Source organism: uncultured Plantibacter sp., assembly GCF_963518075.1.
Classification (GTDB): domain Bacteria; phylum Actinomycetota; class Actinomycetes; order Actinomycetales; family Microbacteriaceae; genus Plantibacter; species Plantibacter flavus_A.
The window spans coordinates 44,805-62,880 of record NZ_CAUQHZ010000004.1 but is presented as its reverse complement, the minus strand read 5'-3'; the positions used below and the strand labels follow the sequence as shown (position 1 = coordinate 62,880).

The window sequence follows — 18,076 nt, the reverse complement described above, 5'->3', positions numbered from 1 at the left end:
TGCTAGCCCAGGTCGGCGTCCTTCAGCCACTCCTCGGCGATGCTCTTCAGGCTCGTGCCGTCGGACGCCTTGCCGTTCATCTCGATGAGGTCCTCGGTGGTGAGGGCTGCGGAGACCTCGTCGAGCGTCTTCGAGATCGTGTCGTCGAGCTTGCTCGTGCTGATGACGGGGACGATGTTCTCGGCGGCGAAGAGCGACTTGTCGTCTTCGAGGGCGACGAGCTTGTTCGCGGTGAGCCCGGGGTCGGTACTGAAGATGTCGCCGACCTGCACCTGACCGCTCGTGAGCGCGGTCATCGTGAGCGGCCCACCGGCGTCGAGGCTGACGAACTCCTTGAAGGTGAGACCGTAGACCTGCTCGAGGCCGACGACGCCGTTGACGCGCGTCTTCCACTCCGGCGGGCCGCCGAGGCTGAGCTCGGACATGTACGGCACGAGGTCGGAGATCGTCTTGAGGTCGTACTTGTCGGCCGTCTCCTGGGTGACGGCGAGCACGTCCTTGTCCTCCGCGGGCGAGATGTCGAGCATGCTGACACCCTTCGGGAGCTTGTCGCCGAGTTCCGCGACGACGTCCTCGCTCGTGCTGGCCTTCGACTCGGAATCGAGGTACTTGAGCAGTGCGCCCGAGTACTCGGGGAGGAGGTCGATGGAGCCGTCCTGCAGCGCGGCCATGTAGACCTCGCGGCTGCCGATGTTGAACTGCTCCTTCACTGTGACGCCCTCGGCCTGCAACGCCTGGGAGTAGATGGTGGCGATGAGCTGGCTCTCGGTGAAGTCGGCCGAGCCGATGATGACGGTGTCGCCGGAGGAGCCGGACGCGCCGTCGCTGCTGAGGGCGTCCTGGCCGCCGCAGCCGGTGAGGACGAGAGCGGCGGCTGCGGTGGTCGCGGCGAGGGCCGCGAGTCGACGGGGGAAGGTGGGGAAGGGCATGAGGACCTCGATTCGGTGAGATGGACGGATCGGTGGTGCGGTCGTGCGGAGGTGGTCGTGCGGTGCGGGTGCGGCTCAGGCCGGCCGGGGGATCGCCCCGGTGACGGTGGTCGGGGCCGCCGTCCGCCGCCTGCGGCTGGTGCGCCGCAGACCGGGGGAGACGATGAGGGTGCCGAGGAGGGTGAAGGCGATCTCCAGAGCGAAGGCGAGGGCGGCGACGAGGATCGCACCGCCGGCCATCTGGAAGAAGTCGGCCTGGGCGCGGCCGTCGATGATGTACCGGCCGAGCCCCTGGAGGCCGAGGTAGGCGGCGACCGTCGCGGTCGAGACGACCTGGAGGGTGGACGAGCGGATGCCGGACAGCAGCAGGGGGAGGGCGCAGGGGAGCTGGACGTGCCAGAGGATCTGCAGTCTCGTGTACCCCATGCCGCGGGCGGCGCCCACCGCGTCGGGATCGGCGCTCTGGATGCCCGTGTACGTCCCGGTCAGGATGGGCGGGACGGCGAGGAGCACGAGGACGACGATCGTGGGGATGACGTAGACGAGCTGCCCGGGGACCACCGGCGAGATGAGGAGGAACAGCAGGATGAGGAGGCCCAGGGTCGGCAGGGCGCGGAGGGCGTTGGCCGATCCGGCGACGAGGCGCTCGCCCTTGCCGGTGTAGCCGACGAGGACACCGAGCGGCACGGCGATCGCAGCGGCGATCACGAGCGCGATGCCCGTGTACAGCAGGTGGTAGCCCATCTGCGAGGGGATGCCGTCGGGGCCGGTCCAGTTGGCGGGGTCGGTCAGCCAATCGATGACGCTCATGCCACCACCGTCCGATCACGCCAGGGCGTCGCGAGCGAGCCGAGCCGGACGATGACGAGGTCCAGGATCACGGCGAGGACGACGCAGAGCAGGATGCCGGTGACGAGCGGCACGAACAGGCGGAGCTGGAAGCCCTGCGTGAACAGTGTCCCGAGTTGCGGGATGCCGAGCAGGGCGGCCATCGTCACGATGCTGACGTTGGAGACGACCGCGACGCGCAGGCCGGCGGCGATCACCGGGACGGCGACGGGTAGTTCCACGAGCACGAGTCGCTGCCAGGACCGGTAGCCCATGGCCTCGGCCGCCTGCACCGCGTCCACGGGCACCGAGGAGAGTCCGTCGGAGACGACGCGGACGAGGAGCGACACCGTGTAGACGGTCAGGGCGGTGACGATGTTGATCGGGTCGAGGATCTTCGTGCCGAGGATCGTCGGCAGGATGATGAACAGCGCGAGCGACGGGATCGTGTACAGCAGCCCGGCGGTACCGACGATGAACGGTCGGCCGCGACGCGAGCGGTGCGCCCACCAGCCGAACGGGAGGGCGACCAGGAGGCCGAGCACCGTCGGGGTGAGTGTCAACCAGAGGTGGTTGAGCGTGAGGTCGCCGATGAGCGGGAGGTTCTCCCAGATCCAGTCGATCGTCATCGGAGGCTCCGCTCGGGGGCGGGACGCTCGAGCAGTTCGCTGGCGGCGATGGTGCCGGTGAGTCGGCCGTCGTCGTCGAGGAGGCCGACGCGTCGACTCGGGTGCGCGAGCGCTGCGTTGAGCGCGATGCGGAGCGACGCCGTGCGCGGGACGAACAGGCCGTGACCGCTGATGGTGTCGGTCGAGACGGAGCCGTGACCGGCTGCCGTGTCGAACCAGCCGAGGGGACGGCGTTCGTCGTCCGTGACCACCACCCAGCCGCTCGCGTGCACGCCGGTCACGACGGTGTCGCCGAGCCGGGCGACGGGCTCGCGGTGGAGGGCGTCGTCGTGGTCGAGTCCGAGGAAACCGAGCGCACGGTAGCCGCGGGCCTCGCCCACGAAGTCGGCGACGAACGCGTCGTGGGGGCGGGTCAGGAGGTCGACCGGCGGCGCGATCTGCGCGAGGAGGCCGCCCTCGCGCAGGACCGCGACCTGGTCGCCGAGCTTGAGTGCCTCGTCGATGTCGTGGGTGACCATGACGATCGTCTTCGAGATGTCGGCCTGCAGACGCAGGAACTCGTCCTGGAGCTGCGTCCGGACGATCGGGTCGACCGCGCTGAAGGGTTCGTCCATCAGGAGGAACGGCGGGTTCGTCGCGAGGGCGCGGGCGACGCCGACGCGCTGCTGCTGACCGCCCGACAGCTGCCACGGGTACTTCTTCGCGAACTTCTCGTCGAGACCGACGCGCTCCAGCAGTTCGAGGGCCGCCGTGCGCGTCTCCCGACGCGAGCCGCCGAGGAGGCGCGGGAGGGCTGCGACGTTGTCGACGACGGTGCGGTGCGGGAAGAGACCGGCGTTCTGGATGACGTAGCCGATCCGACGACGGAGGGTGACGCGGTCGAGCGACTGGGTCTCGACGTCGTCGAGCAGGATCGACCCGGAGGTCGGATCGATGAGGCGGTTGATCATCCGGAGCGAGGTGGTCTTGCCGCAGCCGGACGGGCCGACGAGCACCGTGAGGGATCCGGTTGGCACCTCGAAGGAGAGGTCGTGGACGGCGACCGTGCCGTCCGGGTAGGCCTTCTTGACGTTCGTGAAGCGGATCATGCGCGTCCCTGCAGGAGGTCAGCGGCGTCGTCGGGGACGGTCGCGGCGGTGTTGTCGATGGTGCCGGTGTACGAGGCGAGCCCGCTGGAGAGCCGGTCCGTGGCGGCGACGAGGAGCTCGCCGTAGGAGGCGATGAGGTCGTCGGTCATCCGGTAGCTCGGGATGACGAGGCTCAGCGCCGCGACGACCCGAGCTCCCGAGCGGACGGGTGCGGCGATCGCGGTGACGTCCGACTCGACGCCCCGTTCGACCGTGACGTAGCCGGCGGTGGGGGTCCGCCCGGTGAGTGCGGCACCCGCGGCGGACCCGTCGAGGGGGATCGTGCGACCGACCCAGCTCGCGTGACGCACGGAGTGGGTGCCCTCGGTGATCGCGAGGTAGAGCGCGGTGGACGCGTGACCCTCGACGCTCAGGTAGGCGGACTCGCCGGTGCGTTCGACGAGGTCGAGCATCTCCGTGTGGCAGAAGCCGACGAGCGACTCGTTGCTGAGTGCCTGCGTGCCGAGCTGGACGACGCGGCTGCCGGGTCGGTAACTGCCGTCGGCGTCCTTCCGGACGAACCCCGTGGACTCCAGGGTGCGGAGGAGCCGGAGAGCGGTGCTCGGCGAGAGGTCGACGAGTCGCGCGCTCTCGGCGAGGGTCGTGCGGCCGCGGTCGCACACCACGGCGAGGAGCGAGAGTGCACGCTCCACGGTTCGAGTCGATGATTCAGCCATCAGATCCCTCTCTGTCGAGCCACCACGTTATGGCTCCGCCGTTTCAGCGAACCGCCTCGAATGTTTCCGTCAGGTAAAACTCGAATTTCATCTGGTGGGACGTTCGCCGTGTGAGCAAGGATGGTGCACACGACGGCGGAGCGCAAGAGAGGGTGTCGGGATGATCGAGATCGCGGGAGCACTGGGCATCGACGAGCTGCGGCGGATCGCGGACCTCGAGGAGGAGGCATCGGTGCCTTGCGCGGTGCTCGACCGGCTGGCCACCGCTCATGACGAAGCGCGGGACCTCGCCGAGCACGCGGCCGTCTACGGCAGGAGCACGGGCGTGGGGGCGAACAAGGACACCGCGGTGGCCGACGACGGCGATGCCCACGCACGCCGCCTGCTCCGCAGCCACGCGGTCGACGCGGGGGAGGTCGTCCCCGACCGGGTCGTGCGGGCGATGCTCGCGGTCCGGCTCAACCAGCTCGCCGTCGGCGGATCGGGTGTCGAGCCCGCGGTCGTCGCGGCGCTCGCCGAGATGCTGCGCCGCGACGCACTGCCGACCGTCCGGACCCTCGGGTCGATCGGGACGGGCGATCTCACCGCGCTCGCCGGTACGGCGCTGACCCTCCTCGGTGAACGGCCGGCGTCGACGCCACTGGAGCCGCTGGGCGCCTGGGGCTCGGAGAGCGCCCTGTCGTTCATCAGCAGCAGCGCCCTGACCATCGCGCGCGCGGCGCTCGCGGTCACGGAGCTGCGGAAGCTCCACCAGGTCTGGTCGGCGGTCTGCGCGCTCAGCTTCCACGCGCTGGACGGCAACGCGCAGGCGTACGCCGAGGCGGCCGCGGGTGCGTCCGCCGCACCCGGTGTCGAAGCCGCTGCTGCGGCGGTGCGGGCGCTCATCGGACCCGTGCCGGAACCGGCCCGGATCCAGGATCCGTTCGCACTCCGCATCGCGGCGATCACGCAGGGCGTGGTCGTGACGGCGGCGGACCGGCTCGCGGACCAGTTGGAAGCGCTCATCGGTGCCGCGCAGGAGAACCCGCTGTACGTCCTCGGTGCCGATGACGGATCACGCGCGGTCCTCCACCATGGCGCCTTCTTCCAGGCGCAGCTCGCCGCCGAGCTCGACGCGACCGCGCTCGCGCTCGCGCAGACGTCGACGGTCACGTTCTCCCGCCTGCGACTGTTGAACGAGCCCGCGTTCACGGGGCTGCCGCCGTTCCTCGGCGACGGGGAACCGGGTGCCTCAGGACTGATGATGGTCGAGTACGTCGCGGCGGGCGCGGTCGCCGACATCCGACACGCGGCGCAACCGGCGGCGCTCGGCACGATCGTCCTGTCGCGCGGAGCCGAGGAGGACGCGCCGTTCGCCGCGCAGGCCGTCGCCCAGCTGGAGGACGCGGTCGTCGCCACGAGGACGCTCATCGCCTGCGAACTCCTCGGAGCGGTGCGGGTCGTACGGCGTCGCGGTGTGGCCGATCGACTGACCGGGGCGCTCGCCGACGTGTTCGCCCGGGCATCGGCGTCGCTCGGCTCGGACGACGCCGACCGCGACCTCCGCCCCGACCTCGAGCGGGCGACGGCGCTCCTCGCCGAGATCGCGGACCTCGTCGAAGGAGCACCGTCGGCCCCGTTCGTGTCTTCCGCCAGCGCGGTGCTCTGACGCGAGCGCGGGGTGGTGACCGCCAGCGCGGTGCGCTGACGTCACCAGGCACGCATCGGCGTCACCGCGGGTCAGGCGCGCGAGCGCGTCCCTCCGGAGACCCGCGCTCGCGTCCATGACCCACGCTCACGTCAGCGCACCGCGCTGGCAGCCCACCCAGAGTGAGTCGGGACGGGGGCGTGATGACTACGGGAGCTTGACGAGCAGCCCGCCGCGGTGCGCGTCGAACGCGACCATCGTCGCCATACCGAACGCGTCACCGTCGAGCTCGAGGTCCTGCGCCTCGTCGACCCGCACGGTCAACGCCTCAGCACGCAGGTTCGTCACGGTGTTCCCACCACGGCCCTCGGTGAACCGGATCATCCGCCGCCCGACGGCCGTCCGCCGCAGGACCCGGTTCTCCCACGTCACCTTCCGCCACACGAGCAGCCAGCCGAAGGCGCCCTTCGGTTGCAGCACCGCGACGTCGAGGAAGCCGTCGTCGAGCTCGGCGTCCGGCATGAGCTGCACGCCGCCCTGCAACGTGCCGCAATTCCCGACGAGCACCGAACTCACGGTCGCCGCATGTTGACGGTGTCCGCGCAACTGGTAGTGGATACGGAACGGCGCGGCCGTGGCGATCGAGCGGAGACCGGACTCGACATAGGCGAGCCAGCCGAGCGACTTCTTGAGGTCGGGGTTCGCGGTGGCGATCATCATCGCGTCGATGCCCATGCCGGCCATCACCACGAACGCGTGCTCCTCCTCCGACCCGTCGGCGCGGGTGATCATGGCGACGCCGATGTCGATCGCGCGCGTGTCGCCGGTGAACGCCGTCCCGATCGCGGCAACCTGGTCGCCGAGCGGCAGCTTCAGGTTCCTCGCGAGCAGGTTGCCGGTCCCCGAGGGGATGAGGGTCAGCGGCACACCGCTCCCGCGCAGCCCCTCGGCGACGGCCCGCACGGTCCCGTCGCCGCCGGCCACGAGCACCACCCGGGCGCCGTCGAGGACCGCGCGCCGCGCCTGACCGACACCGGGGTCGTCGACACTCGTCTCATACAGGTGCGGAGCCGCCCATCCCGCCTCCTGCGACCGCGCCTCCAACGCGCTCCGCAGCCTGGTGGCGTCGACCTTCACCGGGTTGTACACGAGCGCGGCGTGCGCGGGAGTCGGCATGGCCCAACGGTACTGTCCCGGGGCCTCGTCATCGACCTCGATCGCTAGACTTGCCGGGTGATCGATCCCGTACTCCTCCGCGAACAGCCAGAAGTCCTCCGAGCGTCGCAGCAGAAGCGAGGGTCCTCCGTCGACCTCGTCGACCAGGCGATCGACGCCGACACCGCACGCCGCGCCGCGATCACCGGGTTCGAGGAACTCCGTGCCGAGCAGAACGCGTTCGGCAAGCAGGTCGCCAAGGCCCCCAAGGAGGAGAAGGCCGCCCTCGTCGCCCAGGCGCAGCAGCTCGCCGCCCGCGTCAAGGAGGCCCAGCAGGTCGCGACGGAGGCCGAGGCCTACTTCGCCGACGTCGCCGGCCGCATCCAGAACCCTGTCCTCGAGGGCGTACCCGCCGGCGGCGAGGCCGACTTCATCACGCTCCGCGAGGTCGGCGAACGCCCCTCCTTCGATTTCGCCCCCCGCGACCACCTCGAGCTCGGCGAACTCCTCGGCGCCATCGACATGCAGCGCGGCACCAAGGTCAGCGGCTCGCGCTTCTACTTCCTCCGCGGCATCGGCGCCCGCCTCGAGATCGCCCTCATGAACCTCGCGCTCGACCGCGCGATCGAGGCCGGCTTCGTCCCGCTCATCACCCCGACGCTCGTGCGCCCCGAGATCATGAAGGGCACCGGCTTCCTCGGAGAACACGCCGACGAGGTCTACCAGATCGCCGGCGAAGACCTCTTCCTCACCGGCACGAGCGAGGTGGCGCTCGCCGGGTACCACTCCGACGAGATCCTCGACCTCGAGCAGGGCGCACTCCGCTACGCCGGCTGGTCGACCTGCTACCGCAAGGAGGCCGGGTCCTACGGGCGCGACACCCGCGGCATCATCCGGGTGCACCAGTTCAACAAGCTCGAGATGTTCGTCTACACCAAGCCGGAGGACGCCGCCGCCGAGCACGAGCGCCTGCTGTCGTACCAGGAGGCGATGCTGCAGTCGCTCGGCCTCAGCTACCGGGTCATCGACACGGCCGCCGGCGACCTCGGGTCGAGCGCGGCACGCAAGTTCGACGTCGAGGCGTGGGTGCCGACGCAGGACGCGTACCGCGAACTCACCAGCACCTCGAACTGCACCACCTACCAGGCGCGTCGCCTCGACACCCGGTACCGCACGGAGTCGGGCAAGACCACGCCGGTCGCGACGCTCAACGGAACGCTCGCGACCACTCGCTGGATCGTCGCGATCCTCGAGACGCACCAGCAGGAGGACGGCAGCGTCGTCATCCCCGAGGTGCTGCGTCCGTACCTGGGCGGCATCGAGGTCGCGAGGCCGATCCGATGACGGACGAGGTGACCACCACCGCCACCCCGCTGCTCATCGCCCTCGACATCGACGGCACCGTGCTGCACGAGGACGGTTCGCTCAGCCTGTCGGTCGCCGACGAGGTGCGTCGCGTGGTATCCCTCGGCCACATCGTGACGCTCGCCACCGGTCGCAGCTGGGAGAGCACGCGTCCGGTGCTCGAGGAGCTCGAGCTGACGCCGCAGTACGTCGTCTGCGCGAACGGTGCGCTCATCATGAAGCGCGACGAGTCGAAGCCCGACTCCTACGAGCGCTTCTTCACGGAGACCTTCGACCCGACCGAGGTCCTCGGGCTCATCCAGCCGCACCTCTCCGAAGGCAGCTACATGGTCGAGTACCCCGACGGCTTCCGCAAGTACACGGTCGGTATGGAGGACTGGAACCTCGAGAACGCGATCGAGGTGCCGTTCGAGGAACTCGTGACGAGCCCGGTGACGCGCGTCGTCGTCGTGTCCCCGAGCCACGACGAGGAGGAGTTCCTCCGCATCGTCGACGAGATCGGGCTCAGCCAGGTGAGCTACGCGATCGGGTGGACGGCGTGGCTCGACATCGCGCCGAAGGGCGTCAACAAGGCGACCGCGCTGGAGCGTGTCCGGGAGTGGCTGGGGCTCGAGCGCTCGCAGATGGTCGCCGTCGGCGACGGCCGCAACGACGTCGACATGCTCGGCTGGGCGGCAGCGGGAGGACGTGGTGTAGCCATGGGCCAGGCACCCGAGGAGGTCCTCGCGGTCGCGTCGGAGGTCACCGGGACGGTCACCGACGACGGTCTCTCTCAGCTCCTGAGGAGCATTTCGGGTTAGCATCGTCCAAAGCTCCGTGTCGTCACGCCGTTTCCGGTGGGCACGGGGCGTCGGTGCGAGCCTGCTGCAGGTGTCCGCCGGACGACTCGCCGCAGCCCGGTCTCCAGGGTTCCGGCAACCCCTGTTCCTGAGACGAGAGCGAGATCCATGACCCGCAACGCCGACGCGTCCAAACCGCGCGCCGCCGTCCGTCACGGCAGACTCCGCAAGTCGAACCCGTTCGTCACCGTCGCGAAGATCGTCGCCGCGACGGCCGCCGTTGTCGGCGTGAGTGGTATCGCGGTCGCCGGTGTGGCCGCACTCGACCTCGCCAACAGCGTGAAGCCCGTCGCCCACCTCGACAACGAGACGCCGGGTGCACCGCCGCCCAACATCGGCGCGATCGAGGGCGGCGTCAACCTGCTCCTCGTCGGTAGCGACTCGGGCGACGGCAATGCGGCGTACGGCGATCGCGAGGAGAACCTCAACGACGTCACGATCCTCATGCACATCTCGGCAGACCACTCGAGCGCGACCGTGGTCAGCTTCCCACGCGACATGTACGTGCAGATCGGCGACTGCGCCGACGGCGGCAACGGTCGCGACAAGATGAACACCGCCCTCATGTACGGCGGGGCCGACGGCGGGCTCGCCTGCGCGGTCTCCACGGTCGAAGGCATCACCGGGCTCTCCATCCCGTTCGCCGCGCAGATCGGCTTCGACGGTGTCATCTCGATGTCCAACGCGGTCGGCGGCGTTCCCGTTTGCATCACCGAGCCGCTGAACGACGCCTGGAGCGGCATCAACCTCGACGTCGGTACCCACGACCTCTCGGGTGCGTCCGCGCTCGCCTTCCTCCGCTCGCGTCACGGCGTCGGCGACGGCAGTGACCTCTCGCGCATCTCGAACCAGCAGGTGTTCCTCTCCTCGCTCGTCCGCACGCTGAAGAGCAGCGACACGCTCTCCGACCCGATCAAGCTCTACTCGATCGCCCGTGCGGCGCTGAAGAACGTGACCCTGTCGAGCAGCCTGAACAACATCGACACGATGGTGTCGATCGCCGCAGCGCTCAAGGACATCCCCCTCGACCGCGTCGCGTTCGTCCAGACGCCGACGGCCACGGTCGAGGGCGGGGTCGCGGCGACGTCCGATGCCGACGTCCTGTGGACGGCGCTGCAGAGTGATCAGGCCGTCGCGCTGTCCGCCACCGGCAAGTACGTCGTGACCGACCCGAACGCACCGGTCACGCCAGACCCGGCGACGACCGATGCGGCGGCGGATCCCGCTGCCACGGCGGACCCGGCTGCGCCCGCGGACCCGTCCGCCGCCGGCCCCGTCGCCCTGCCCGACACGATCACCGGCCAGAACGCCGCGCAGAACACCTGCACGGCCGGTCGTCCGGAGGAAGACCAGTAGTCACCGCGTGATCGGATGGGGCCGCTTCGCCGCTGGCCCCATCCGATACACTCGATCCTGGTCGTCAGCTGCGTCATGGCGGGCGATCGACCATCAGGAGGGCTGTCCGAGCGGCCGATGGAGCCAGTCTTGAAAACTGGTGGGCAGAAATGTCTCGTGGGTTCGAATCCCACGCCCTCCGCACGTATTCGAGATCGCTGGGCGGGCCTGGCGGCGCAACGCTGGCGCGTCGCGGGGTTCGAATCCCACGCCCTCCGCACGTATTCGGAATGGCTGGGTGGGCCTGCGCTGCACCGTTCATCGGTATGATATTCATCGACTGATATGCAGACATGGAGCGGCTCGAGTGCGTACTCGTCGACTCGTGTCGGCAGACGATTCGAAAGCAGAACCAGCGATGACCGAGCCCTCCGACCAGCCTGAGAGACCCCAGGAGACGAGCGGGCAGGTGCCGCCGCCTCAGGGCCCCGTCCCACAGCACCCGTCGACCGACGGATCCACGCCGCGTGCCGATGCACCGCAGAACGGTGCGGGGACTCAGCAGTATCCGTACGGTGCGTCCCAGTATCCCGTCAGTGTCCCGCAGGGCCCGTACGGCGCGTCCCAGAGCCCGGCGGGCGCTCTGCAGAATCCGTACGGTGCGTCCCAGAACCCCTACGCCGGTGCACCGTCCCCCTACGCCCCCGGAGTCGCCGGTCCCGCCAAGCGGCGCAAGTTGTCCCGCGGCGGACTCATCGGCATCATCGCGGGTGCGGTCGTCCTCGTCATCATCGTGGTCACGGCTGCCGGTATCGGCATCAGCTCCGCGATCCGCGGGGCGCAGGGTGACCCGAAGAGCATCGTCACCGACTACTTCACCGCCCTGCAGGACGGCGACGCCAAGCAGGCACTGAGCTACCTCGACGAGTCGATCAGCGACAAGACGCTGCTCACCGACGACGTCCTGAAAGCGTCCGCGAAGCTCGGCAAGATCAGCAAGGTCAAGCTGACCTCCGCGAAGGAATCCAGTTCCACCACCACGGTCACGGCGACGTTCTCGGTCGGTTCCACCCCCGTGACCCAGGAGTTCACCGTCTACAAGGCGTACAAAGGTGGCTACTCCATCCTCTCGGGAGGAACGGTCAGCCTGTACCCGTCGATGCTCGACGGCGTCGCCGTTACGGTCAACGGACAGGAGGCGAAGGGCGACTCCTGGACGGTGTTCCCCGGCGCCTACCAGCTCGCGCTCCCCAAGGCGCTCGAGGAATCGTTCTCGATCTCCGGAGCAGACGACCTCGTCGCCGCCGGTGACTCCTACGACCTCCTCTCGGACGTGAAGGTCGAGCTCAACGAGGCAGGCGTCAAGCAGTTCCGCGACGCCGTGACGGAAGCGGTGAACGCCTGCATCGCCTCGACCAGCCTCACCGCAGGGTGCGGTCTCGACATCCCGGCCACACTGTCGGACGGCACGGCGGTCGCGGACGGCACCATCACGCGCACGCTGAGTGCGGACGCGCAGGCCAACCTCGCCAACCTCGAACCCCGCGAGACGTTCGTCAACCCGCTCCAGGTCTATGGCGACTACATCGGGAGCGTCAAGGCGTCCTCGACGAGCTGCACGCAGAACGGAGCGACCGGCGGTTGCGACATCCTGTTCGGTCCCTCGCTCGGCTCCCCGCAGGTGGACTTCACCTCGGGAACCCCGGTGGTGCGCTGGGACTGATGCGTCGCGGAAACCCGGTCGCGCACCCTCGTTCACAGCCGGACCTGCTTTACTGTTCCGATGCCCCCGATCACGTCTGACGCCGTCGAGCCCGCGCGGAACCGCACGGGCCGTGGCGCGACCGGTCGTGAGGGACGTTCCCGCAAGCTCAGCACCATCGCCCGTCACGGGCGGTTGCAGCGACCGAGCGCCGTGCGGACCGGCCTGAAGATCATCGCTTCGACCCTGGCCGTCGCGCTGGTCAGCGGTGGCATCGTCGCGGGGATCGCCCTCTGGGACGTCGCCGCCTCGGTGAAGCCCGGTGTCGCGCTCGTCGACTCGCAGGGTGAGGCGGTCACCGACCTGCCGGCGATCGGAGCGTATCCGGGCGGCGTCAATCTCCTCATCGTCGGCAGCGACTCCCGCGCCGGCCAGGACCCCGTCTTCGGCGACGCCGAGGAGGAGACCGGCAACCTCAACGACGTCACGATGCTCGTGCACATCTCGGAGGACCACAGCAACGCGACGGTCGTCAGCTTCCCGCGCGACATGTTCGTCCCCATCCCGTCCTGCCCCGACCCGGCCGGCGGCTCGTTCGACTCGATGAGCCGGCAGAAGATCAATACCTCCTTGAGCTACGGCGGGCTCGCGTGCACGGCGCTGACGGTGTCGCAGCTCACCGGTCTCGAGATCCCGTTCGCCGCAGAGGTGCAGTTCAGCGGCGTCATGGCGATGTCGACCGCACTCGGCGGGGTGACGGTGTGCGTCGCCGACCCGATCGAGGACGAGTACACGAACACCTTCCTGTCGGCCGGCGAACACACGCTCGAGGGCTACGAGGCGCTGCAGTTCCTCCGCACCAGGCACGGTGTCGGGGACGGCAGCGACCTCAGTCGCATCAGCAACCAGCAGGTGTTCCTGTCGGCGATGATGCAGCAGGTCAAGAGTGCCGAGACGCTGACCAACCCTGGGACCCTCTATTCCCTGGCCAAGGCGGCGGCGCAGAACATGCAGCTGTCCGACAGCCTGACGAGCCTCGACACGATGATCGCGATCGCCATGACGCTGCGCGACGTCGACCTGTCGAACATCGCGTTCGTGCAGTACCCGAACGCGGCCGTCGAGGGCGGGGTCGAGCCGATCGACGACGCGGCCGCCGCGCTCTTCGAGGCCCTCGGTAGCGACCAGCCCATCCAGCTCTCGGGCGCGACCGGCGCCGGTGCGGTGACGAACCCGACCGACCCGACCGCGGTCGATCCCGCCGAAGGTGCGGATGCAGGTGGCGATCCTGCCGCGACGGCTCCGCCTGCCGATGCGTCCGACACGTCCGCCGGCGGTGCGGTGGTCCTTCCGTCGACGGTGACGGGCCAGACCGCCGACCAGCGCACTTGCTCCCGAGGCCGCACCCTCGACGACCAGTAGGCGTCCCGACATCGTTCCCGGAGCGTGTCGAAGGGCGTCGCGGACCCGGGGATTCGTCACCACGCCCATCTCCGGTTATGCTGGTCGTCGTGCGTCCGCTTGCGAGCGCACATGGAGACGTCGCATAGTTCGGCCTAGTGCACCACCCTGCTAAGGTGGAGTCCCCTCACGGGGACCGCGGGTTCAAATCCCGCCGTCTCCGCACTGGATCTCAGCTCGAAACCCTCGCCTCGGCGGGGGTTTCTGTGTTGCACGACGCTTGTCGGAATCGCCAGCGCGGTGCGCTGACGTCACCGCGCCCCGTAGGCGTGAGCGCGCCCCTCCGGAGACCCGCGCCCGCGTCTGTGACCCGCGCTCACGTCAGCGCACCGCGCTGGGGAATCCACCAGGTGTCGGACGGGGCGGTCAGGCGGAGCGACGGAGCTCGCCGTGGTGGCGGAGTTCGCGGAGGATGCCGAACGAGCCGGCGTAGTGCTCTTCGGTGAGCGTGTTGAGCGCGGCGAGGGTCCCGCGGTCGAGTCCGGAACGGACGGCGATCGACTGCAGTTCGCGGCGTGAGATCGGGAAGTCCACGGTCCTGAGGAGTGACTTCAAATCGGCGCAGGCCGCTGTTTCAGGCGGCTCCACCGTGTCGGGGTAAGGTCTGGCATCCATGTCCACATTGTCGGTAGCGTCCCCCGAAAAGGCGACAGTCGGACTCCGTTCTGGCGCAAGAGGGCGCTAGCCTGACGTGAAATGATGCGAGGGAGCGGCACCGTGCCCGACGACCGCGACACCGGGACGCCGGCCCCGACGGACCTGGCGTCTGCCGCCGTCGAGCTACTGCGCGTCCCGCTCAGCGGCTTCGTGGCGGAGCGCAGGCGCCTGGCCGTCGCAGCGCGCGACGACGGGGACGACGACCTGGCGACGGCGATCCTCGCGCTCCGCAAACCGACGGTCGCCGCCTGGGCGCTCAACGTGTTGGCGGCGCACCGCCCGGACCTGCTCAGCGAACTGGAACAACTCGGCTCGGCGCTCGGCGACGCTCAACGCTCCGGCGACGCCACAGCGCTCCGCACGCTCGGCACCGAACGTCGCTCGCTGATCGCGATGCTCGTCACCGCCACCGTCGAAGCCGCAGCAGCGGAGGGAGCGTCCCTCTCCGGAGCGGTGATCGAGACCGTCCGCCAGAGTCTGCAAGCGGCGAGTGCCGACGCCGACCTCGCCGCGCAGGTGTCGTCCGGTCGACTGACCGACGCCCCGACGTCGAGCGGAGCGGGGTGGGGCGGTGTGGTCGGCGGGGCCGGCACCCCCGGCAGGCGCTCCACCGCCGACGGCTCCGTCGGGACGCCGGGCGACGGAGACGGCGACCATTCCGGCGAAGACGACGACCGACGCCGACGCCTTCGGGCCCGGCTGGAGGCGGCCGAGCGCGACGAGGAGGCAGCGTCCAGCGCGAGTGAGGAGGCGACCGCCTTCCTGGACGAGTCGGCGGTCCGGCGGTCGGGACTCCTGCGTGACCGCGAGGACCTCGCGAGGCGGCTCGAGGAGCTCGACGCGGACATCGCCGACGCCGAGCGCGAGTGGGCCCGACGCCAACGAGAGGCTGACCGGGCGCAGCGTGCGAGCGACGCAGCACACGAGGACGTCGAGCGTCTGCGGAGCGCGCTCGAGGACTGAGTCACCGAGCTGATCGAGTCACCGCGGTGCCGAAGCCCCGCCGCGACCGATCGCCGCTCGAATGTTCCGGCGCACGCACCATGCGGCACGCGCCTAGACTCACCGTGTGGGTGAAGTGCGACAACCGGAAGCATCGCGGCAGCGACGGACACAGCAGCTGGAAGCGGAGCGTTTCGAAGGCATGCCGATCCTCGCTGACGTCCCGCAGCACGATCGGCTGAGCCTCGTCGCCCCCGATCTCGCGTGCACGATCTGCACCGCGACCCTCAAGCTCGGCGACCGCGTGTTGCGCTGCCCCGCCGGTCACAGCTTCGACATCGCCCGGCAGGGGTACGCCTCGCTCGTCGTCGGCGGTCGGACGCCGAAGACCGGCGACACGCAGGAAATGGTCGCGGCCCGCGCAGCGTTCCTCGAGGCCGAGCACTACGAGCCGATCGCGGACCACGTCGCCACGACCCTGCCGCTCGCGCGCTTCCTCCCGGACGGCTCGGTCGACGACGACAGCGCCCCACTCGTCGTGGACATCGCCGGCGGGACCGGCTACTACCTCGGCCGGATCCTCGACGCCCGACCGGCCTGGCGCGGGTTCGGGTTCGACCTGTCGCCGCTCGCAGCACGTCGCGCAGCGCGTGCGCACGGACGAGCGGCAGCCGCCACGGCCGACGCCTGGGCACCCTTCCCGCTCCGGACCGCCTCGGTCGACCACCTGCTGAGCATCTTCGGCCCACGCAACGGTCCCGAGATGCGTCGGGTGTTGCGCCCGGACGGCTTGCTCACCGTCGTGACGCCGCAAGCCGGTCACCTCGCCGAGCTGCGCGACCGGCTCGGCATGATCGGGATCGCCGAGCGCAAGGACGCCCGCCTCGACGCGCAGCTCGACGGCTTCACGCTCCGCTCCCGCGACACGCTCGACTACGCCGTCGAACTCATGCCGGAGGAGGTGCGCGACGAGGTTCGCATGGGGCCGAGCGCCCACCACCTCGACGACGACGTCTTCGAGCAGGCGATCGCCGACCTGCCCGGCTACACGACGGTCACGGTCGCCGTCACGCTCAGCGTCTTCGCGCCCGCCTGACGCCGGCCAGCCCGACACCGGCACCGCGAGGCCGGCGTCGGGGCGTCGGTGGTGCGTCGATACGATGGAGGGCACTCATCGAAAGGCGCTCATGACGATCACCGCTGCCGCAGACGGCTCCGCCCTCGGCAACCCCGGACCCGCCGGCTGGGCCTGGTACGTCGACGACGATTGCTGGGCAGCCGGGGGTTGGCCGCACGGCACGAACAACATGGGCGAGCTTCGCGCCGTCCTCGAACTGTTCCGCGCCACCGAGCACCTCGACGAGGACCTTCACATCCTCTGCGACAGCAAGTACGTCATCGACTCCATCACGAAGTGGATGCCGGGCTGGAAGAAGAAGGGCTGGAAGAAGGGCGACGGCAAGCCCGTCATGAACCTCGAACTCATGCAGGAGATCGACGCCGCCATCGCCGGGAGGCGCTACCGGTTCGAGTGGGTGAAGGGGCACGTCGGTCACCGACTCAACGAGGCCGCCGACATCCGTGCCCGCACGGCCGCCGAGGCGTTCCAGCGCAAGACGCCGGTGCCGGAGGGACCAGGCTGGACCGGCGCCGGAGCTGCGGCGACCCCGGAGGCCGACGCCGTCGCAGACGCCGCCGCAGAGACGACCGAGCCGGAGCTGTTCGCCGAGCTCGAGGTCCAGGAGGAACGCACCGCGCCCGTGTTCGACGCGGAGGACGACGGCGCGCTGTTCTCACTCGACGTCGAGCCGACGTGGCACCAGCTCACCCTCGACCTCACGACCGACGAGCACGAGCGCCTGGTCCGTCGCGCCCGCGAGGCCGGGACGAGTGTCCAGGAGTTCCTCCGCGGCCTCATCTGACGTCGCTTCCGAGTTCACAACTCAGGACGAGCGCGGCGTGTCCCGCGCGGCACGCCGCGGCGGAGGGCACCGCGCCGAGCGCATCCTGAATTGCGAACCGGACGGCGCGCGCGCAGGGGCAGGCGACCGGGTCAGCGGGCGGCGGACTCCGGAGCGTCGTCGTCGACCGGCACGGCCGCACCGTAGGTGGCGTCCACGAGGATCGGCAGGTGGTCCGAGATACCGCGGCGGAGCGTCTGCACCCGGTCGATCTTCAGGCCCACGGACGTCGCGAAATCGAAGTGTCCACGGAACATCTTGTAGCGCGTGTAGGTGCTGCGGTCGCTGAGGCTCAGATCGTAGCCGCTCTCCTGCATCTTGGTGCCGAGGCCCTTCTGGAAGAGCGGGTAGTTGTAGTCGCCGACCATGAGCGTCGGGACGTCGCCCATCGCGTGCAGCTGCTCGTGCGCGGCCTTGATCTGGTGCCGACGCAGTGAGTTGAGCGCGGTGAGCGGGGCCGCGTGGAACGAGGCGACGATGAGTTCGCGCCCGGCCTCGACGTCGGTGAGGCGGGTGCCGATGAGCCGCTCGTGCGCCGGCGCGAGCACCATGTCGTGCAGCGACTTCTTCAGCGCGAACGTCTGCGTCGACTCGGCGGTGAACCGGTCGCGGCGGTAGTAGATCGCGAGGCCGAGCCGGTTGCGGTGGGTGCTGTCGGCGAGGTGCAGGCCGCCGAGTTCGGCGGGCAGCTGCAGGGTGTCGGCCTCCTGCAACGCGAGGACGTCCGGGCCGAACTCTTCGGTGAGTGCGACGAGCTCGCCGCTGGCTTTGTTCTTGCGGAGGTTGTAGCTGATGACCTTCATCCCAGCCTCACATTCTGTTGGCAGAGCCCAAGCCTACGG

Annotated in this window: 17 protein-coding genes and 2 tRNA genes; 11 read left to right on the top strand and 8 right to left on the bottom strand. The window is 69.8% G+C overall.

All coding sequences use genetic code 11. From position 1 onward, the window contains the following. Window positions 1–2: 2 nt before the first annotated feature. The 5 genes from RWN05_RS07060 to RWN05_RS07040 form a co-directional block, all read right to left on the bottom strand. Window positions 3–929, bottom strand: coding sequence for an ABC transporter substrate-binding protein (locus tag RWN05_RS07060; protein WP_314139067.1), 927 nt, complete (start codon window positions 927–929; stop codon window positions 3–5). A gap of 75 nt (window positions 930–1,004) precedes the next feature. Then, window positions 1,005–1,739 (bottom strand): ABC transporter permease, encoded by a 735-nt coding sequence (locus RWN05_RS07055; protein WP_071260603.1) that lies wholly within the window; start codon window positions 1,737–1,739, stop codon window positions 1,005–1,007. Further along, complete coding sequence (locus RWN05_RS07050) at window positions 1,736–2,386, bottom strand: ABC transporter permease (RefSeq protein WP_314139066.1); 651 nt, start codon at window positions 2,384–2,386, stop codon at window positions 1,736–1,738. The genes RWN05_RS07055 and RWN05_RS07050 overlap by 4 nt, the downstream gene beginning before the upstream one ends. Further along, a complete protein-coding gene (locus RWN05_RS07045) occupies window positions 2,383–3,474 on the bottom strand; it encodes an ATP-binding cassette domain-containing protein (RefSeq protein ID WP_314139065.1) in 1,092 nt (363 codons plus the stop codon). The genes RWN05_RS07050 and RWN05_RS07045 overlap by 4 nt, the downstream gene beginning before the upstream one ends. Further along, window positions 3,471–4,190, bottom strand: coding sequence for an IclR family transcriptional regulator (locus RWN05_RS07040; protein WP_314139064.1), 720 nt, complete (start codon window positions 4,188–4,190; stop codon window positions 3,471–3,473). The genes RWN05_RS07045 and RWN05_RS07040 overlap by 4 nt, the downstream gene beginning before the upstream one ends. Window positions 4,191–4,350: 160 nt before the next feature. Here RWN05_RS07040 and RWN05_RS07035 point away from each other — a divergent pair, with 160 nt between their 5' ends. After that, window positions 4,351–5,838: an aromatic amino acid lyase gene (locus RWN05_RS07035; protein ID WP_314139063.1), complete on the top strand. Its 1,488-nt coding sequence runs from the start codon at window positions 4,351–4,353 to the stop codon at window positions 5,836–5,838. Between the two features lie 186 nt (window positions 5,839–6,024). Here RWN05_RS07035 and RWN05_RS07030 read toward each other — a convergent pair whose 3' ends face one another. After that, window positions 6,025–6,993, bottom strand: a complete 969-nt coding sequence (locus RWN05_RS07030) for a diacylglycerol kinase family protein (protein WP_064296871.1) — start codon at window positions 6,991–6,993, stop codon at window positions 6,025–6,027. A gap of 57 nt (window positions 6,994–7,050) precedes the next feature. On the opposite strand from RWN05_RS07030, the gene serS reads away from it, so the two are divergent. The 7 genes from serS to RWN05_RS06995 all read left to right on the top strand — a co-directional run bounded on the left by serS (window position 7,051) and on the right by RWN05_RS06995 (window position 13,837). After that, window positions 7,051–8,316: a serine--tRNA ligase gene (gene serS / locus RWN05_RS07025; RefSeq protein ID WP_121292296.1), complete on the top strand. Its 1,266-nt coding sequence runs from the start codon at window positions 7,051–7,053 to the stop codon at window positions 8,314–8,316. Then, the gene (locus RWN05_RS07020) at window positions 8,313–9,137 is read left to right on the top strand and encodes an HAD family hydrolase (RefSeq protein WP_079003514.1); all 825 of its coding nucleotides are present in this window, start codon (window positions 8,313–8,315) and stop codon (window positions 9,135–9,137) included. Before serS ends, RWN05_RS07020 begins: the two co-directional genes overlap by 4 nt. 147 nt (window positions 9,138–9,284) lie before the next feature. Further along, window positions 9,285–10,532: an LCP family protein gene (locus RWN05_RS07015; protein WP_079003513.1), complete on the top strand. Its 1,248-nt coding sequence runs from the start codon at window positions 9,285–9,287 to the stop codon at window positions 10,530–10,532. A gap of 96 nt (window positions 10,533–10,628) precedes the next feature. Continuing rightward, window positions 10,629–10,713, top strand: a tRNA-Ser gene (locus RWN05_RS07010). 216 nt (window positions 10,714–10,929) lie between these two features. Continuing rightward, a complete protein-coding gene (locus tag RWN05_RS07005; protein ID WP_314139061.1) occupies window positions 10,930–12,234 on the top strand; it encodes a hypothetical protein in 1,305 nt (434 codons plus the stop codon). A gap of 60 nt (window positions 12,235–12,294) precedes the next feature. Beyond that, the gene (locus RWN05_RS07000; protein ID WP_314139060.1) at window positions 12,295–13,635 is read left to right on the top strand and encodes an LCP family protein; all 1,341 of its coding nucleotides are present in this window, start codon (window positions 12,295–12,297) and stop codon (window positions 13,633–13,635) included. A 113-nt stretch (window positions 13,636–13,748) separates the two neighbouring features. Next, window positions 13,749–13,837, top strand: a tRNA-Ser gene (locus RWN05_RS06995). 203 nt (window positions 13,838–14,040) lie between these two features. Here the strand turns inward: RWN05_RS06995 and RWN05_RS06990 are convergent. Then, on the bottom strand, window positions 14,041–14,289 hold the full coding sequence (locus tag RWN05_RS06990; protein WP_139205375.1) for a DUF2795 domain-containing protein: 249 nt from the start codon (window positions 14,287–14,289) through the stop codon (window positions 14,041–14,043). A 102-nt stretch (window positions 14,290–14,391) separates the two neighbouring features. On the opposite strand from RWN05_RS06990, the gene RWN05_RS06985 reads away from it, so the two are divergent. The 3 genes from RWN05_RS06985 (at window position 14,392) to RWN05_RS06975 (ending at window position 17,195) form a co-directional block, all read left to right on the top strand. Then, on the top strand, window positions 14,392–15,294 hold the full coding sequence (locus RWN05_RS06985) for a hypothetical protein (protein WP_314139059.1): 903 nt from the start codon (window positions 14,392–14,394) through the stop codon (window positions 15,292–15,294). Window positions 15,295–15,475: 181 nt separating this feature from the next. Continuing rightward, window positions 15,476–16,369, top strand: a complete 894-nt coding sequence (locus tag RWN05_RS06980) for a putative RNA methyltransferase (protein WP_314139058.1) — start codon at window positions 15,476–15,478, stop codon at window positions 16,367–16,369. Window positions 16,370–16,460: 91 nt separating this feature from the next. Then, window positions 16,461–17,195: an RNase H family protein gene (locus tag RWN05_RS06975; protein ID WP_314139056.1), complete on the top strand. Its 735-nt coding sequence runs from the start codon at window positions 16,461–16,463 to the stop codon at window positions 17,193–17,195. Between the two features lie 131 nt (window positions 17,196–17,326). Here RWN05_RS06975 and RWN05_RS06970 read toward each other — a convergent pair whose 3' ends face one another. Continuing rightward, on the bottom strand, window positions 17,327–18,037 hold the full coding sequence (locus RWN05_RS06970) for an endonuclease/exonuclease/phosphatase family protein (RefSeq protein WP_064296862.1): 711 nt from the start codon (window positions 18,035–18,037) through the stop codon (window positions 17,327–17,329). Between the last annotated feature and the right edge of the window lie 39 nt (window positions 18,038–18,076).

Excerpts from the sequence above, each read along its gene's own strand:
- RWN05_RS07000 (WP_314139060.1), top strand. The coding sequence starts at position 12,295 with ATGCCCCCGATCACGTCTGACGCCGTCGAGCCCGCGCGGAACCGCACG.
- RWN05_RS07045 (WP_314139065.1), bottom strand. The coding sequence starts at position 3,474 with ATGATCCGCTTCACGAACGTCAAGAAGGCCTACCCGGACGGCACGGTC.
- RWN05_RS07030 (WP_064296871.1), bottom strand. The coding sequence starts at position 6,993 with ATGCCGACTCCCGCGCACGCCGCGCTCGTGTACAACCCGGTGAAGGTC.
- RWN05_RS07050 (WP_314139066.1), bottom strand. The coding sequence starts at position 2,386 with ATGACGATCGACTGGATCTGGGAGAACCTCCCGCTCATCGGCGACCTC.
- RWN05_RS06990 (WP_139205375.1), bottom strand. The coding sequence starts at position 14,289 with ATGGATGCCAGACCTTACCCCGACACGGTGGAGCCGCCTGAAACAGCG.
- RWN05_RS07060 (WP_314139067.1), bottom strand. The coding sequence starts at position 929 with ATGCCCTTCCCCACCTTCCCCCGTCGACTCGCGGCCCTCGCCGCGACC.
- RWN05_RS07035 (WP_314139063.1), top strand. The coding sequence starts at position 4,351 with ATGATCGAGATCGCGGGAGCACTGGGCATCGACGAGCTGCGGCGGATC.
- RWN05_RS07015 (WP_079003513.1), top strand. The coding sequence starts at position 9,285 with ATGACCCGCAACGCCGACGCGTCCAAACCGCGCGCCGCCGTCCGTCAC.
- RWN05_RS07005 (WP_314139061.1), top strand. The coding sequence starts at position 10,930 with ATGACCGAGCCCTCCGACCAGCCTGAGAGACCCCAGGAGACGAGCGGG.
- RWN05_RS07020 (WP_079003514.1), top strand. The coding sequence starts at position 8,313 with ATGACGGACGAGGTGACCACCACCGCCACCCCGCTGCTCATCGCCCTC.
- RWN05_RS06970 (WP_064296862.1), bottom strand. The coding sequence starts at position 18,037 with ATGAAGGTCATCAGCTACAACCTCCGCAAGAACAAAGCCAGCGGCGAG.
- RWN05_RS06975 (WP_314139056.1), top strand. The coding sequence starts at position 16,461 with ATGACGATCACCGCTGCCGCAGACGGCTCCGCCCTCGGCAACCCCGGA.
- RWN05_RS07055 (WP_071260603.1), bottom strand. The coding sequence starts at position 1,739 with ATGAGCGTCATCGATTGGCTGACCGACCCCGCCAACTGGACCGGCCCC.
- RWN05_RS07040 (WP_314139064.1), bottom strand. The coding sequence starts at position 4,190 with ATGGCTGAATCATCGACTCGAACCGTGGAGCGTGCACTCTCGCTCCTC.
- RWN05_RS06980 (WP_314139058.1), top strand. The coding sequence starts at position 15,476 with ATGCCGATCCTCGCTGACGTCCCGCAGCACGATCGGCTGAGCCTCGTC.